At 71.1% G+C, this 16,459-nt stretch carries 13 protein-coding genes and 1 pseudogene; 5 read left to right on the forward strand and 9 right to left on the reverse strand.

All coding sequences use genetic code 11. The features are described from left to right. The first annotated feature begins 27 nt into the window (after nt 1-27). The 4 genes and pseudogenes from AC4IHM_RS07770 to AC4IHM_RS07785 all read left to right on the forward strand — a co-directional run bounded on the left by AC4IHM_RS07770 (nt 28) and on the right by AC4IHM_RS07785 (nt 4,751). Entirely contained in the window at nt 28-1,290 is a 1,263-nt protein-coding gene (locus AC4IHM_RS07770; protein WP_490866353.1) for a citrate/2-methylcitrate synthase, read from the forward strand. 54 nt (nt 1,291-1,344) lie between these two features. Further along, nucleotides 1,345-2,290 (forward strand): annotated as a pseudogene (locus tag AC4IHM_RS07775) (ferredoxin family protein). Nucleotides 2,291-2,403: 113 nt separating this feature from the next. Next, complete coding sequence (locus tag AC4IHM_RS07780; RefSeq protein ID WP_490866354.1) at nt 2,404-4,074, forward strand: ATP-binding protein; 1,671 nt, start codon at nt 2,404-2,406, stop codon at nt 4,072-4,074. Then, a complete protein-coding gene (locus AC4IHM_RS07785) occupies nt 4,071-4,751 on the forward strand; it encodes a response regulator (protein WP_490866355.1) in 681 nt (226 codons plus the stop codon). Before AC4IHM_RS07780 ends, AC4IHM_RS07785 begins: the two co-directional genes overlap by 4 nt. Before the next feature lie 19 nt (nt 4,752-4,770). On the opposite strand, the gene AC4IHM_RS07790 is transcribed toward AC4IHM_RS07785, so the two are convergent. The 6 genes from AC4IHM_RS07790 to AC4IHM_RS07815 form a co-directional block, all read right to left on the reverse strand. Continuing rightward, complete coding sequence (locus tag AC4IHM_RS07790; protein WP_490866356.1) at nt 4,771-6,363, reverse strand: solute symporter family protein; 1,593 nt, start codon at nt 6,361-6,363, stop codon at nt 4,771-4,773. After that, nucleotides 6,360-6,923 (reverse strand): DUF485 domain-containing protein, encoded by a 564-nt coding sequence (locus tag AC4IHM_RS07795; RefSeq protein ID WP_490866357.1) that lies wholly within the window; start codon nt 6,921-6,923, stop codon nt 6,360-6,362. The genes AC4IHM_RS07790 and AC4IHM_RS07795 overlap by 4 nt, the downstream gene beginning before the upstream one ends. A 69-nt stretch (nt 6,924-6,992) precedes the next feature. Further along, nucleotides 6,993-7,688, reverse strand: coding sequence for a response regulator (locus AC4IHM_RS07800; RefSeq protein WP_490866358.1), 696 nt, complete (start codon nt 7,686-7,688; stop codon nt 6,993-6,995). Next, the gene (locus AC4IHM_RS07805) at nt 7,685-8,839 is read right to left on the reverse strand and encodes a sensor histidine kinase (protein ID WP_490866359.1); all 1,155 of its coding nucleotides are present in this window, start codon (nt 8,837-8,839) and stop codon (nt 7,685-7,687) included. Before AC4IHM_RS07805 ends, AC4IHM_RS07800 begins: the two co-directional genes overlap by 4 nt. Then, on the reverse strand, nt 8,836-9,360 hold the full coding sequence (locus AC4IHM_RS07810; protein WP_490870782.1) for a DUF1453 domain-containing protein: 525 nt from the start codon (nt 9,358-9,360) through the stop codon (nt 8,836-8,838). Before AC4IHM_RS07810 ends, AC4IHM_RS07805 begins: the two co-directional genes overlap by 4 nt. Nucleotides 9,361-9,609: 249 nt before the next feature. Then, on the reverse strand, nt 9,610-11,733 hold the full coding sequence (locus tag AC4IHM_RS07815; RefSeq protein WP_490866360.1) for a DNA gyrase/topoisomerase IV subunit B: 2,124 nt from the start codon (nt 11,731-11,733) through the stop codon (nt 9,610-9,612). 440 nt (nt 11,734-12,173) lie between these two features. Between AC4IHM_RS07815 and AC4IHM_RS07820 the strand changes: the two genes are divergently transcribed. After that, on the forward strand, nt 12,174-12,404 hold the full coding sequence (locus AC4IHM_RS07820) for a DUF7455 domain-containing protein (RefSeq protein ID WP_490866361.1): 231 nt from the start codon (nt 12,174-12,176) through the stop codon (nt 12,402-12,404). Between the two features lie 111 nt (nt 12,405-12,515). On the opposite strand, the gene AC4IHM_RS07825 is transcribed toward AC4IHM_RS07820, so the two are convergent. The 3 genes from AC4IHM_RS07825 to whiH form a co-directional block, all read right to left on the reverse strand. After that, a complete protein-coding gene (locus AC4IHM_RS07825) occupies nt 12,516-13,373 on the reverse strand; it encodes a S1 family peptidase (protein ID WP_490866362.1) in 858 nt (285 codons plus the stop codon). Nucleotides 13,374-13,508: 135 nt separating this feature from the next. Then, on the reverse strand, nt 13,509-15,041 hold the full coding sequence (locus AC4IHM_RS07830) for an RNA polymerase sigma factor (protein ID WP_490866363.1): 1,533 nt from the start codon (nt 15,039-15,041) through the stop codon (nt 13,509-13,511). 427 nt (nt 15,042-15,468) lie between these two features. Continuing rightward, a complete protein-coding gene (whiH, locus tag AC4IHM_RS07835; protein WP_490866364.1) occupies nt 15,469-16,356 on the reverse strand; it encodes a sporulation transcriptional regulator WhiH in 888 nt (295 codons plus the stop codon). Between the last annotated feature and the right edge of the window lie 103 nt (nt 16,357-16,459).

Here is a 16,459-nt window from a genome sequence, read left to right on the forward strand (position 1 = left end):
CCTCGCCCCCATCGATACGGTGACCCCATGCGCGATCAAGAGCCCGACCATCCCGCCACCGGCGACGAGCGGCGCCTGACCACCCGGGAGGCGGCCGAACTGCTCGGCGTGAAACCCGAGACCGTGTACGCGTACGTCAGCCGCGGCCTCCTGGGCAGCCGCCGCACGCCCGGCGGCCGGGGCAGCACCTTCGACGCGCGGGAGGTGCGGGCCCTCGCCCGGCGCAACCGGCGTGACGGCGGCAGCGCCCCGGCCTCCGGCCAGGAGCCGGCCGTGCGCACCCGCATCACGCTCATCGAGAGCGACCGGTTCTACTACCGGGGCGTCGACGCGGTCGAACTCGCCACGCGCCACAGCTACGAGGAGGTGGCCGAGTGGCTCTGGACCGGGCGACCGCGTCCCGGCGCCGCCTTCTGCGCCCCCGCGTCCTCGGTGTCCGCGGCCCGCCGCGCCGTCGACGCCCTGCCCGAACACGCCGGCCCCACCGACCGGCTGCGTGTCGCGGCGGTCGCCGCCGCGGTCGCGGACCCGCTCCGCTACGACCTGTCCGAGGACGCGGTGCTGGGCACCGCGCGCACCCTCATCCCCACCCTCGTCGCCGCGCTGCCGCCCGTACGGCACGACGGGCACGACCGGGGCCCGCTCGCGCACCGCCTGTGGACACGGCTCAGCGGGCGGCCCGCCGACGAGGCGTCGCTGCACGCCCTCGACACGGCGCTCTCCCTGCTCGTCGATCACGACCTGGCCGCCTCCACGCTCGCCGTGCGCGTCGCCGCGTCGGCCCGCGCGCATGCCTACGCGGCCGTCTCCGCCGGGCTCGGCGTGATCGAGGGGCCGCTGCACGGCGCCGCCGGAGGACTCGCCCACCGGCTGCTGCTGGAGGTCCTGGACCAGGGCAGCGCGGGGCCGGTGGTCGCGGAGGAGCTGCGGGCCGGCCGGCGGGTCCCGGGGCTCGGCCACCGGCTCTACGCCGGCGAGGACCCACGCGCGCGTGCCCTGTTCGCACTCCTGGACGACATCCCCCGGGCGGCGCCCGCACTCGCGGCGGCCCGCGACGTCCAGGCCACCGCCGCCCGCCACACCCCGCTGCACGCCAACGTGGACCTGGCACTCGCCGTGCTCACCGCGTCCTGCGGCATGCCCTCCACCGCCCCCGAGACGATCTTCGCCATCGCCCGAACGGCGGGCTGGATCGCGCACACGCTGGAGGAGTACGGGGAGCCTCCCCTGCGTATGCGCCCCAGGGGGATCTACTCGGGACCGAGGCCGCCGCAACCCCTGCCGGAGTAGCGTTCGAGCGCGGCTGGAAGTCGCCACAGCGCAAGTCAGGTTAGGCTCACCTCTGTGAGTACGTGCTCAACCGTCTCCTGGGACCTCGACGAGCCCATTTCGGGCACCGCACCCGTCGCGAGGACCTGGTTGCTACTCGAACAGCCCGGCCCGTGGGGCGCCAAAGCCCTCACTTCGAGCCACCTGGACCCCGCGCTGGGGCGTGCCCTGGAGGCCGCGGTGAAGGGCACGGGCGTACGCGTCGCGCTCATCCGGCGGCCCGGACGCCACGCGGACCGCGGCACGTCCGCCGAGCGCCGGGTGTACGCGGCCCACACCGTGCCGGGGAACGTGTGGCTGCACGGCACCGCGCTCACCGACCCCCACCGGCTGCTCGACCTCGATTTCGCGGCGCTCGGCCGGGGTGACCGCCGTACCTTCGACTCGGTGCTCGAAGGCAGCCCCCATACGGGTGATCCGCTGGCTCTCGTGTGCACCAACGGCAAGCGCGACCGGTGCTGCGCCCTCCTCGGCAGACCGCTGGCGGCCGAACTCGCCGCCTCGGGGACCGAGGACGTTCTGGGAAGTCACTCATCTGGGTGGTCACCGCTTCTCGCCGACGGTGCTCGTCCTGCCCCACGGATACGTCTACGGCCGGGTCCGGGCCCACGCCGTCAAGGAGATCCTGCACGGCGCCCGGGAAGGACGGATCGTCCTCGGGGGCTGTCGTGGGAACTGCGCGTGGGAGCGCCCCGGCCAGGCGGCCGAGCTGGCCGTGCGCTCGGCCGTCGGCGAGCACTCCGCCCAGGCGCTGAGCGTCGTACGGACCGACGGTGCCGCACCGCGCTGGGAGGTGACCCTGGCCCACACCGACGGCCGGCACTGGCGGGTCACCGTCGCGCAGGGGGCGTCGGCGCCGCCGCGCCCGGAGAGCTGCGGGGCGTCGGTGCTGGGCTCGCCGGCCCGCATGGAGGTCACGGCGGTGCGCGAACTGTCGATGGCAGCGACGCTCGCGAGCTGACGTACCGGCAGGAGGCCCGCGAGCCCCGGCCCGACGTACTCGGGCCAGGTACTCGGGAAATCCCGCCACACCCGTCTACGGCATCGCGCCGCCACCCACGTACCGTCATGGGTATGCGCTCCACTCCCCCCGTACGACGCCTGCGCCTCGGCCTGCCGCGGCGGGTGTTCTCGCAGGTCCTGCTGATGCAGTTGGCGATCGCCGCGGGCGTCGCGGTGCTCGCGACCGGCCTGTTCCTGGCTCCCCTCGGCGACCAGCTGGACGACCAGGCGATGCTCCGCGCCCTCGCGATCGCGCAGACCACCGCGCAGCAGCCGCAGGTCGTACGGGACCTGAACGCGACCCGGCCGGCGACGCAGGGCCCGGTGCAGCAGGAGGCGGAACGGATCCGGAAGGCCACCAAGGCGAAGTACGTCGTCGTCATGGACCGGCAGGGCGTGCGCTGGTCGCACACCGACCCGGGGCGGATCGGCGAGGTCGTCTCGACCGACCCCGGGAAGGCGCTGGCCGGCCGTGAGGTCATGGAGATCGACAACGGCACCCTGGGCCGCTCCGCGCGCGGCAAGGTGCCGCTGCGCGACGGCGAGGGCGACATCATCGGGGCCGTCTCGGTCGGCATCGCGTACGACAGCGTCCGGGCCCGGCTGATCCATGCCATTCCCGGCCTGTTCGCGTACGCCGGCGGTGCCCTGGCCGTCGGGGCCCTGGCGGCCTGGCTCATCTCGCGCCGGGTGCAGCGGCAGACCCGGGACCTGGCCTTCTCCGACATCGCGGGGCTGCTCGCGGAGCGCGAGGCCATGCTGCACGGCATCCGGGAGGGTGTCGTCGCGCTGGACCGCGGGGGCAGGGTGCGGCTGCTCAACGACGAGGCGCAGCGCCTGCTGGACATCGGCGGGGAGGCCGTCGGCCGCTCCCCCGACGAGGCGCTCGGCGCGGGGCGCACGGCCGATGTCCTCGCCGGCCGGGTGACCGGCACCGACCTGCTGACCGTGCGCGGCCAGCGCGTCCTGGTGGCCAACCGGATGCCCACCGACGACGGCGGCGCGGTCGCCACCCTGCGCGACCGCACCGAGCTGGAACAGCTCGGCCGGGAGCTGGACTCGACCCGCGGCCTGATCGACGCGCTGCGCGCGCAGGACCACGAGCACGCCAACCGCATGCACACACTGCTGGGGCTGCTCGAACTGGAGATGTACGACGACGCCGTGGAGTTCGTCGGTGAGGTGGTCGGCGATCACCGCGCCACCGCGGAGCAGATCACCGGACGGATCCAGGACCCTCTTCTCGCCGCTCTGCTGGTCGGCAAGGCGACCGTCGCCGCAGAACGGGGGGTGGGCCTGCGGCTCTCCGACCGGACGCGGCTGCCGGACCGTCTGGTCGACCCCAGAGGGCTCGTCACGATCGTCGGCAACCTGGTCGACAACGCGCTCGACGCCGTCGCGGGAACACGACGCGCGCGTGTGGAGGTCGAATTGCGCGCGCGGGGCCGCGCCGCCACGCTCAGGGTGCGCGACACGGGGCCCGGGATTCCGGCGGAGCAGCGCGAGTTGGTGTTCACGGCGGGATGGTCCACCAAGGAACCGTCGGCGCACCGGCAGCGGGGCATCGGGCTGCCGCTGGTGCGCAGGCTGGCCGAGCGGCAGGGCGGCAGCGCCACCGTCGGCGAGGCGCACGGCGGGGGCGCCGAGTTCCTCGTCGTCCTGCCCGAGGCGCTGACCGAGGCGGACCCGGAATCCGCCCTCGCCATGCGCGTGGACACCGCTGCCGAGAAGGAGCCCCGGTGATCGAGGTCCTGGTCGTGGACGACGACGCACAGGTCGCGCGGGTCAACGCCGCCTACGTCGAGAAGGTGCCGGGCTTCCGCGTCGCCGGGGAGGCGCACGGCGCGCTGGAGGCGCTGCGCAGCGTGGAGACGCTGCCCCGCCTGGATCTGATCCTGCTGGACCACTACCTGCCCGACCGGACCGGTCTCGAGGTCGTCCAGGAGATGCGGCGGCGAGGGCACCAGACCGACGTGATCATGGTGAGCGCCGCACGGGACGTGTCGACGGTCCAGGCGGCGATGCGCCAGGGCGCCCTGCAGTACCTGGTGAAACCGTTCGCCTTCGCGGGGCTGCGCGCCAAGCTGGAGGCGTACGCGCGGCTGCGGCGCACGCTCGACGGGGGCGGTGAGGCGGAGCAGGCGGAGGTCGACCGGATCTTCGGTGCCCTCTCTGCGCCGTCGGAGCCGGGGCTGCCGAAGGGGCACTCCCCCACCACCGTCGAACTCGTGCGCCAGTGTCTGAGGAAGGCCGACGGCCCGCTCTCCGCCCAGGAGATCGCCGAGCGGACCGGGGTGAGCCGCCAGACCGCGCAGCGCTATCTGAAGCTCCTGGAGCGCACGGGACGGGCCAGGCTGACCCTCAAGTACGGTGACGCGGGCCGTCCGGAGCACCGTTACGACTGGGCGACCCGCGCCTGAGAGGTCCCGTCCCCCGTACCTACACGGCTCCCGCCCCGGTCAGCGAACGCACCTCCGTCTCGGCGTGCTTGGCCTCGTCCGGGACGTCCGGCGAGGTGACCGTGCCCAGCCAGCCCGCGAGGAAGCCCAGCGGGATCGAGACCAGACCGGGGTTCTGCAGCGGGAAGTACTGGAAGTCCACGCCGGGGAACAACGACTGCGGGCTGCCCGACACCACCGGGGACAACACCACGAGCAGCACGGCCGGGACCAGGCCGCCGTAGACGGACCACACCGCGCCGCGCGTGGTGAAGCCGCGCCAGAACAGGGAGTAGAGCAGCACCGGCAGATTGGCGGAGGCGGCGACCGCGAAGGCGAGGCCCACCAGGAAGGCGACATTGAGGTCGCGGGCGAGCAGGCCGAGCCCGATCGCGACGGCGCCGATCCCGACGGCGGCGACGCGCGCCACGGCGACCTCGCTGCGCGGCTTGGCGTCGCGGCGCCGCAGGGACGCGTACAGGTCGTGGGCCACGGACGCCGAGGAGGCCAGGGTGATGCCGGCGACCACCGCGAGAATGGTCGCGAACGCAACGGCGGCGACGATCGCGAACAGAATCGTCCCGCCGGTGGACTCCGCACCGCCGCCCAGGTCGAGGGCGAGCAGCGGGACCGCCGTGTTCCCGGCGGCGTTCGACGCGCGCACGGCGTCCGACCCGACCAGGGCCGCGGCGCCGAAGCCGAGGACGATCGTCATCAGATAGAAGCCGCCGATGAGGCCGATCGACCAGACGACCGACCGCCTGGCCGCCCGAGCCGTGGGCACGGTGTAGAAGCGGGACAGGATGTGTGGCAGCCCGGCCGTGCCCAGTACCAGGGCGAGCCCCAGGCTCATGAAGTCGAGGCGCGAGACCCAGTCCGCGCCGTAGGCCAGCCCGGGTGCCAGGAACGCCTCGCCGTGCCCGCTGCGTTCGGCCGCCGTGCGCAGCAGACGGTCGATGTCGCCGTGGAAGCGCACCAGGACTAGCGTCGTCAGCGCCACGGTGCCGCCGAGCAGCAGCACCGCCTTCACGATCTGGATCCAGGTGGTGGCCCGCATCCCGCCCAGCGACACATAGATCACCATGAGGGCACCGACGCCGATGACGGTCCAGGTCCGCGCCGCCTCGGTCGTGCCGCCGAGCAGCAGCGCGACGAGGCTGCCCGCGCCCACCATCTGCGCCACGAGGTACAGCACGGAGACGGTGACCGAGGAGGTGCCCGCCGCGATCCGCACCGGCCGCTCCCGCATCCGTGCGGCCACGACGTCGGCGAGGGTGAACCTCCCGCAGTTGCGGACCAGTTCGGCGACGAGGAACAGCACGACGAGCCAGGCCACCAGGAAGCCCACCGAGTACAGCATGCCGTCGTAGCCGTACAGCGCGATGAGCCCCGAGATGCCGAGGAAGGACGCGGCCGACATGTAGTCGCCCGCGATGGCAAAACCATTCTCCATCGGCGAGAAGAGTCGGCCTCCCGCGTAGAACTCCTCCGCCGAGCCCTGTCTGTTGCGGCCCACCCAGGTGGTGATCGCCAGCGTGACGGCGACGAACGTGCTGAACAGCAGCAGCGCCAGCGTCTGGTGGTCGCCCGTCATGAGGCACCTCCCCGCACTCCGCGCGTCAGTTCCTGGGTGTCCCAGCGCAGTTCGAGCGCCGCCCGGTCCCTGCGCAGCCGAGCGTGCCGGGCGTAGGCCCAGGTGAGCAGGAACGTCGAGGCGAACTGCCCGAGCCCGGCCAGCATCGCCACGTTCACCGCCCCGGCCACCGGCCGGGCCATCAGCGTGGGCGCCGTGGTGGCGGCCACCACATAGGCGACGTACCACGCGAAGAAGGCGACGCCCGCGGGCACCACGAACCTCCGGTACCGGCTGCGTACTTCCTGGAAGGCCGCGCTGCGCTGGACCTCCAGATACACGTCGGCCGCGGCCCGGGGTGGCTCCGCCGCCGGTTCCCGGCGCGGCGACGGCACCGCCGGCTCCGGGGACCCGTCACCGGCCGCCTCTCCCCAGCCGGAGGCGAGGGCGTCGTACCACGGGTCGTCGTACTGCGGACTCGCGGACATCTCGACGTGGGCCCGATCCGGTACGGCGCGATGGTCGACCACGCTTTCGGGACCACTCCCGGCGACGCTGAGGCGATCGTTGCTTGACTGCATGCTCAAGGATGGACAGAACGGGAAGATCCCCGACTCTTCTTCGCCTCCCACTTCACCCCATCAGGTGACTCAAACCCCTGGTGGCCGCACCAGCCCCTTCCCGTAGGCGTAACGCACCGCCTGGGCCCGGTCCTTGAGGCCCGTCTTGGCGAACAGGTTGTTGATGTGCGTCTTCACCGTCGCCGTGGAGACGTGCAGCCTGCTCGCGATCTGCCGGTTGTCGAGCCCCTCGGCGATGAGGACGAGCACCTCGGTCTCCCGGGTGGTGAGTCCGTCCGGTGGCGCGGGCGGGCCCGCCCGGCGCGGCTCGGGCTCGGGCTCGGGCTCGGACAGGCGCTCCAGCAGGCGCCGCTGGATGCTGGGCGAGAGCCCCGCGTCCCCGGACAGGACGCTGTGCACCGCCCGGACGATCTCGTCCCCGCCCGCGTCCTTGGTGAGATATCCGCGCGCCCCCGCTCTCAGCGCCGGAAACAGCGACTCGTCGTCCGCGAACGTCGTGAGCACGACGACCTGGGTCTCCGGGTACTCGGCGCGGATCCTGCGGGTCGCCTCGACCCCGTCGCAGCGGGGCATGCGCAGGTCCATCAGCACCACGTCCGGTGCGAGTTCGGCGACGAGACGCACCGCTTCCTCACCGTCGCCCGCGGCGCCCACGACATCGATGCCGGGCAGCAGTCCGAGCAGCATCACGATCCCCTCCCGCACAACGGTCTGGTCGTCCACGACCACCACCCGTGCGGTCCTCCCCCGTGCCTCCTTTGTCATACGGGCACCTTCAACGTCACCACGAACCCCTCCTCGCCCGGTTCCGCCCGCAACGAGCCGCCCAGCAACTCGGCACGCTCCCGCATGCCCAGCAGACCGTACCCACCTCCGGTGCCGGTGAGTTCGCCGGGCGTTCCTCCCGAGTCCCGCACATCCAGCACCACTTCGCGGGCGCCGTAGTCCAGTCGCATCCGGATCCTGGCGCCCGGGGCGTGCTTCCGGGCGTTCGTCAGTGCTTCCTGGGCCACCCTGCGCACCGCCTGCGACGCCTCGGCCGGCAGTGCTCTGCGATCCCCCGTAATGGTGACCTCCGCATCGCCCCCGGCCGTGCCGACGAGCTGGGTCAGGAAGTCCTCCAGCGGCGTCAGCTCTCCGCGCAGGGCGGACAGCGCCTGCCGGGTCTCGGCGAGTCCGTCGCGGGCCATCCCCCGCGCCGCCACCACCCGGTCGAGGATCTGCTGCCGGTCGGCGTCCCGCTCGATCAGCAGCCGGGCCGCCTCCAGGTGCACCATTTGCGCCGAGAGGCTGTGCGCCAGTACGTCGTGGATCTCCCGTGCGATGCGGGCCCGCTCCGCGAGGGCCGCGGACTCGGCCTCGGCCACCCGGGCGGCCCGCTCCTGGGCCAGCAGCCGCTGCGCGTTCCCCCGGGCCTCGGCGTCCAGTCGCAGGACGTATCCGGCGAGAGCCAGTCCGACCGCCGTCGCCGCCGTGGTCAGCCATGCGTCGTCACCGGCCACGGCGTAGGCGGTCAGTGCCACCGATGTCACGGGCAGCGCCGCCGCGATGGGCATCCTTTCCATTGCCACGACGGCACAGCCGCACCAGATGACCAGCGCGGGGCCGCGGAAGCCGACGGGCAGGGCGACGGCCGCGACCCCCAGCAGCACGGCGACCAGCGCCAGGGACGGCCACAACCGGTGTTCGAGCGTGGTCCGGAAAAAGGCCCGTGCCACGCTCACCACCGCCAGCAGTCCGACGGCCGTCGCGACGGCACCCCAGCCGTGCACATGGTTGCCGGTGAACGCGCCCCACAGCAGCCCTCCGAACACCAGCAGGCGCACGGTCCAGGCCAACAGGCGCCGGGGCGCGGAGACGCCTTGGTGCCGGAGCGCCTCCTTGGAGGGCCACCTCGTCCAGACGCTCTCCGTCACGCGGGCTCCTTCCAGGCGGGCCGGGACACGGCGTCACCGTATGCGGGACCGGTCGCCCCCGCCGGGCGCGAGGCCTGTACGCGCAGGGCGAGGACTGCCGAGCGGACCAGCAGGGTCACCGCGAGGGCGAGCAGCAGCGCGGAGCTTTCCTGGCGCACGCCCAGAGCGGCACCGATCCCGAAGAGGGCCGCGCGCAGCGCGATGCCGACGCCCCACACGGCGGCGCTCGCCCGGGTGCCCCTGCTCCACACGGCGCCGTCCGCCTCCGCCCATATGCGGGTGGTCCAGGCCCAGCCGGCCCCGGTGACCAGGCCGATGAGTGTCTCGGCGGCAATCAGCAGCACGGACGCGGTGTGGTGGTGGGCGTCGATCAGGCCCTGATCACGCAGTGCGACGATGCCCAGCACCACGGGCATCACCCACCAGCGCCGGTCGCCGTCGATCCGGCTTGCACGGAACTGGCGGGCGATCACCAGCCCGGCCACCGCGGTGATCATCAACGCGTCGACGAGCCCGGACATCATGCCTCCGTGAGCGGTGCGGGGTGATGTCGGCGGGGGATCCCGTCGACATCTTCGACATTACGGAAACGTCGAGGTCACGGGATCGGCGTCCGGGTGGATCATGGGTGGAGTCCCGCTCGTCGTAGAAATCCACCCATGGGTGGAGAAGCCCTGGGCCGGCCATCCGGGCAACCAGGGCACCCGGGTCCCGCACGACGAACCGGGCCCGGTTCTCGCTCCCGGGCCCGGTTCGACAACTGAGCGTGATCAGGCGTCGATGCGCGACCGGTCCAGGGTCGCCGCCGAATTGGAGATGAACTCCTTGCGGGGAGCGACGTCATTGCCCATCAGCAGGTCGAAGACCTGCTCGGCGGACTCCAGATCGGTGAGGTTGATCCGGCGCAGGGTGCGGCGCCGCGGGTCCATGGTCGTCTCGGCCAGCTGGTCGGCGTCCATCTCACCCAGACCCTTGTACCGCTGGATGGAGTCCTTGTACCGGATGTTCTTGCTCTGGAACTCCATGAGCTTGTCGCGCAGCTCGCGGTCCGAGTACGTGTAGACGTACTTGTCCTGGCCCTTCTTCGGCTGGACCAGCTCGACGCGGTGCAGCGGGGGGACCGCGGCGAAGACCCGGCCCGCCTCCACCATGGGCCGCATGTAGCGGTGGAACAGGGTCAGGAGCAGGGTGCGGATGTGGGAGCCGTCCACATCGGCGTCGGTCATCATGATGATCTTGCCGTAACGGGCCGCGTCGATGTCGAAGGTACGGCCGGATCCGGCTCCTATGACCTGGATGATCGCGCCGCACTCGGCGTTCTTCAGCATGTCGGTCACGGACGACTTCTGGACGTTGAGGATCTTGCCGCGGATCGGCAGCAGCGCCTGGAACTCGGAGTTCCGGGCGAGCTTCGCCGTACCGAGCGCGGAGTCGCCCTCGACGATGAACAACTCGCTGCGGTCAACGTCGTCGCTGCGGCAGTCGGCGAGCTTCGCGGGCAGCGAGGAGGATTCCAGGGCCGTCTTGCGGCGCTGGGCGTCCTTGTGCTGACGAGCCGCGATGCGGGTACGGGCCGCGGCGACGGCCTTCTCCATCACCACGCGGGCCTGCTGCGCGGCGTCGCGCTTGGTGGAGGTCAGGAACGCCTTGAGTTCCTTGGTGATGACGTTGTTCACGATGCGGCGGGCCGCGGAGGTGCCGAGGACCTCCTTGGTCTGCCCCTCGAACTGCGGCTCGGCGAGGCGGACCGTCACGACCGCGGTGAGCCCTTCGAGGGCGTCGTCCTTGACGATGTCGTCCTCGGCGACGCGCAGCAGCTTCTTGGTCCGCAGCACCTCGTTCATCGTCTTCGCCACGGCCTGTTCGAAGCCGGCGACGTGGGTGCCGCCCTTGGGCGTGGCGATGATGTTGACGAATGACTTGAGCGTGGTGTCGTAACCGGTGCCCCAGCGCATCGCGACGTCGACGCCGAGGTCGCGGGTGACCTCGGTGGGCGTCATCTGGCCATGGTCGTCGAGTACCGGGACCGTCTCCTTGAAGCTGCCCTGCCCGCTGAAGCGGAGGACATCGCAGACGGGCCGGTCGCTGGCCAGGAACTCGCAGAACTCACTGATGCCGCCGTCGAAGCGGAAGGACTCCTCGCCTTTGCTGCCGCCGTCGCCGAGGCCGAACTCGTCCCGCACGACGATGGTGAGTCCGGGCACCAGGAAGGCGGTCTGGCGGGCCCGCTGGTGCAGCGTGTCCAGGGAGAGCTTGGCGTCCTTGAGGAAGATCTGGCGGTCGGCCCAGTACCGCACGCGGGTGCCGGTGCGGTTCTTGGGGATCTTCTTGGCCTTGCGCAGTCCGTTCCCGGCTTCGAACTTGGCCTCCGGGCCCGCCCCGGCGAACGCGCCCGGAACCCCGCGCCGGAAGCTGATGGCGTGGGTGTGCCCGCCGCGGTCGACCTCGATGTCCAGACGCGCGGACAGGGCGTTCACCACCGAGGCGCCGACGCCGTGCAGACCGCCGGAGGCGGCGTACGAGCCGCCGCCGAACTTGCCGCCGGCGTGCAGCTTGGTCATGACGACCTCGACACCGGAAAGTCCGGTCTTGGGCTCGACGTCGACCGGGATGCCCCGGCCGTTGTCCCGGACCTCCACCGAGGCGTCGTCGTGGAGGATCACCTCGATGTGGTCGCAGTAGCCGCCCAGGGCCTCGTCGACGGAATTGTCGATGATCTCCCACAGGCAGTGCATCAGGCCGCGGCTGTCGGTGGATCCGATGTACATGCCCGGACGCTTGCGTACGGCCTCGAGCCCTTCGAGGACGAGCAGGTGCCGCGCGGTGTAGTTGGACCCGTCCCGGTCTGCTCCTGCCAGCAGCGCAGTGGACGGCACGGATGTCTCGGCGGTCACGCGGTTCGCTCCTCGCTGAATTTCAGATGGGGCCCCGCTGGGTAAGGGCGCGGCTCGGTTCACCGGTCAGAGGGTACCGAGGCCTGGTAGAGCCGTTGTAACGCCACCCTCGTCCTGGACTCACCCTAGTCCACGGTCGCATACCTGTTCGATCCCTCGATGGGGTGAAGTACACATCACGTTCCCTTCGAGGCATGAACCATTTAGGCTCCGGGCACGTCCTCATGAACAAACCGGCAACCCGGCCGGCGGGACCGACACTGACCGACTGCGCGAACCCGTACGACACAAAGACACGCAATACGGCACATTCGCCGCCAATCGGCAGCAGCCGACCTCTCGGAAAGTTTTTTCGAGGAAAAGCCACGAGCGGGAACGTTTTGGGGCTGGTTGGATGTTGACCCTGGTACGACAGCTCGTCGAGCTAGAGAAGAGGCGACGTGACTACTGTTCTGACTTCCGCAAGCCCGCTGACGGCCGCTGACCGCTGCGACCGCTGCGGCGCCCAGGCCTACCTGCGCGTCGTCCTGCTGACCGGCGGAGAACTGCTCTTCTGCGCCCACCACGGTCGCAAGTTCGAGCCGGAACTCAAGAAGATCGCCGCTGAGATACAGGACGAGACGGAGCGGCTGACGACCGTTCCGGGATCTTCCACCGAGGAAGAGCACTGACGGTACGCGCCCGACGACGAGCCGGCCCGGCACAGGCCGATGAACGGGCGGCCGCCCCCGGAAACCGGAGGCGGCCGCCCGTGGTCGTGCCCGACAGGCTCTCAGCGGCCGTCAGACGCCCTCGCGCTGCCCTGTGGCAGTGATGTCCCAGCCAAGCGTTCGCAGGACCGAGGAGACGCGTGTGTAGACCCCGGGGCTACCCGGGCGCCCACAGCCGCTGCCCCAGGACACCAGGCCGATGAGCCTTCCCTGGCCGACCAGCGGCCCTCCGCTGTCCCCCTGACAGGCATCGCGACCCCCGGTGTCCTCACCGGCACAGAGCATGGTGGCGGAGAGATACCGTCCGTCGCCGTTCCCCGGATAGGCCCGGCTGCAGTCCGCGTCGGGAAGCACGCGCACGCGTGCCGCGCGCAGGCTGTTCGCGTAGTCCCCCGCGCCCGAGGTGTCCCCCCAGCCGTAGACGAGCGCCCCCGTGTCCGGCGCGTAGGCGGGGTCGCCCTCGGCCGCCATCCCTATGACCGAGCCCGCGGGGAGGGCTTCGGAGAGGGTGACCACCGCGAAGTCACCGGCGTTGCTGGCGGCGTCGTGCCCCGGGTTCACCCAGACGGCCTGGACGGGGATCTCCCGGCCCTGGTCCGAGAGAAGGTCCGTACGGCCGGCGATGACCTTGAGATCGCCCACCCGGTCCGGCGGCGACCCGAGGACGTTCTCACCCAGACAGTGGGCCGCCGTGAGCACGGTGGTCCGGCCGACGGCGACCCCTCCGCAGAACTGTCCCGCCCGCGTACCCCCGAACCGGTCACGACTGGACAGGGCGACGGTCCACGGGCTGTCGGAAACCTCGACCGGAAAGCCGCCGACGACGATGCTGTCGGCGGACGCGGGGGCGGCGGACCCCAGCGGTATCGCGGTCGCCGCGGCCGCCAGGACCAGCGGCCGGGCCAGTGTCCGGGCAAAGAGGCGACGCATGCGGGCTCCTCACTCGTAGGTGATCGTGGGACACCCACAGTGATCCAGCCCACCGCGTCACGCACCCGCTGCTCAACGCGAAGGCCCGGTTCCGCACCTGCCGGAACCGGGCCCTGTCGCTCGTACGACCGCGACCTAGTCGAGGTAGTCCCGCAGCACCTGGGAGCGCGACGGGTGACGCAGCTTCGACATGGTCTTCGACTCGATCTGGCGGATGCGCTCGCGCGTGACGCCGTACACCTTGCCGATCTCGTCGAGGGTCTTCGGCTGACCGTCGGTGAGACCGAAACGCATGGAGACGACGCCCGCCTCGCGCTCGGAGAGCGTGTCGAGGACGGAGTGCAGCTGCTCCTGCAGAAGCGTGAAGCTGACCGCGTCGGCCGGGACGACCGCCTCGGAGTCCTCGATCAGGTCACCGAACTCGCTGTCGCCGTCCTCGCCCAGCGGGGTGTGCAGCGAGATGGGCTCGCGACCGTACTTCTGGACCTCGATGACCTTCTCCGGGGTCATGTCGAGTTCCTTGGCCAGCTCCTCCGGGGTGGGCTCGCGGCCCAGGTCCTGGAGCATCTGGCGCTGCACGCGCGCGAGCTTGTTGATGACCTCGACCATGTGCACCGGGATACGGATGGTGCGGGCCTGGTCGGCCATCGCGCGGGTGATCGCCTGCCGGATCCACCAGGTGGCATACGTGGAGAACTTGTAGCCCTTGGTGTAGTCGAACTTCTCCACCGCGCGGATCAGACCGAGGTTGCCCTCCTGGATGAGGTCCAGGAAGAGCATGCCGCGGCCGGTGTAGCGCTTGGCCAGGGAGACCACCAGGCGGAGGTTGGCCTCCAGGAGGTGGTTCTTGGCGCGGCGGCCGTCCTCGGCAATGATCTCCAGCTCGCGCTTGAGCTTGGGCGCGAGCTTGTCGGAGTTGGCCAGCTTGTCCTCGGCGAACAGGCCCGCCTCGATGCGCTTGGCGAGCTCGACCTCCTGCTCGGCGTTGAGGAGGGGGACCTTGCCGATCTGCTTGAGGTAGTCCTTGACCGGGTCGGCGGTGGCGCCGGCCGCGGCGACCTGCTGGGCCGGAGCGTCGTCCTCGTCCTCGTCGGACAGCACGAAGCCCGCGTTCTCGGTGCCCTCGGGCTCCTCCGTGGCGGTCTTCGGCTCCTCGACCGCCTCGTCCTCGGGAAGCTCGCCGTCTTCCTTCTTCGCGGTGGTCTTCTTGGCCGCCGTCTTCTTGGCGGTCGTCTTCTTCGCAGCGGCCTTCTTGGCGGTGGTCTTCTTGGCCACCGCCTTCTTGGCGGGCGCCTCCTCCTCGGCGGCGGGGTCGCCGACGGGTGCGGCCGGGGCGGCGGGGGCAGTGGCCTTCCTGCTGGTCACCGGCTTCGCCGCGACCGTCTTGGTGGCGGTGCGCTTGGCTGGACTCTTCGCTGCGACGCTCTTTCGGGTGCGCTTGGGCTCTGCGGCACTGACCATCAGCGTCACACCCTCTTCCTCGAGGATCTGGTTGAGGCTGCGCAGTACGTTCTTCCACTGAGTGGCCGGAATCTGGTCAGCTTCGAAGGCCCGACGCACGTCATCGCCGGCGATCTGCCCCTCAGCCTTTCCCCGCTCGATGAGCGCCATGACAGAGACGGACTCGGCGATCTCCGGCGGGAGCGTACGGGATGTGCTGGCCGACACGAACAACCTCTCGGAACGTTGGAAAACGGCTTCCGGCCCCGTCCGTGACGGACAGGGGCCGACCACCGGCTTGGGGATGGGCCGACGGTGCGGGCGGTGCCGGGGGAGATGCACAGCGCCGTGAACAACGTCCGTATTCCCTCCGCGGCTGTCACCTCTTAGGTCATCGTGTTGTTCCCACGAGTGTTACGCCCAATCCGCGTGGCCCGAGTCACACCCCGTAAGCGATCAAAATTAGTCAGATGCGGATAAAAAGGGTCATCACTGGTGTGATCCATCCGCATCGGGAGACTCAGCCTCTCATCACACCGTCGGACCCCGCGGAGTCACCAGGAACTCCACGGGGCCCGACAGCGGCGGCGAACGGCCGGTCACAGCCACAGGAGGGTTTGGCGTGCCCCGGGCCGCGCCGTTCCGGCGGAACGGCTCAGTGCTCGCGCGGGGCGGGCACCACGCGTTCCACCTCGGGGTGGGCGGTCAGAAGTTGGCGCATGGCCGCCTCGGCGGCAGCGCCGTCCCCGGTGGCGAGGGCGTCGACGATCCTGCCGTGCTGTGCCAGCGACACGTCGTTCGGCCGGTCACAGCCGGTGACCGGACCGCCGGAGACATGGAGAGCGGCGGAGACGATCCCCGAAAGGTGATCCAGCATGCGGTTGCCCGCGATCTGGATGAGCAGCCCGTGGAACTCGGCGTCGGCCCGGGAGAAGGTGAGCGCGTCACCCTGCCCCATGGCGTGCCCCATGATCCCGACCATGTCGGACAGCCGCTGCTGGATGTCCTCGCGTCCATGTCCGGCGGCCAGCCGCGCCGCGAGCGGCTCGATCGTCCAGCGCAGCTCGCTCAGCTCGCGGCGCTGGTCGTCACGCTGCGGTCCGAAGGCCCGCCATTCGATGATGTCCGGGTCGAGGAGGTTCCAGTCGCTGACGGGGCGCACGCGCGTGCCGACGTTCGGACGGGCGCTGACCAGGCCCTTGGCCTCCAGGACGCGCAGGGACTCGCGGACCACGGTGCGGGACACCTCGAAACGCTGGCCGATCTCCTCGGGCACCAGCGGACGGTCGGCGCCGAGATCACCCGAAACGATCATCTGGCCCAACTGCTGGACGAGTTGCCCGTGCAGTCCGCGGCCCCGATTGCCCGCGGTTCGCCGGCCCACGCGGCCCAGCTCGGTCTCCACCCCTTCCCAGGCGGGCGGCCCGACGCGGTCGACGGCGGGCGCCTCGGCGTAGGGATAGCGGTCGAGTTCGCCCGGGTTCGTGAGGCCGGAGTCGGCGGAACGGGCGGCGGTCATCATGGTGTGCGCAAGGGTAGTCACGCATCCTTTGTCGGCGCCCTCTCCAACTCCCTTGAGGTCTTTGGTGAAAAGCACACGAAAGGGTGATCGCTCACGCCATCGCAATTGACGCCTTATCGGAAAG

It is taken from the genome of Streptomyces sp. SL06, assembly GCF_058244745.1.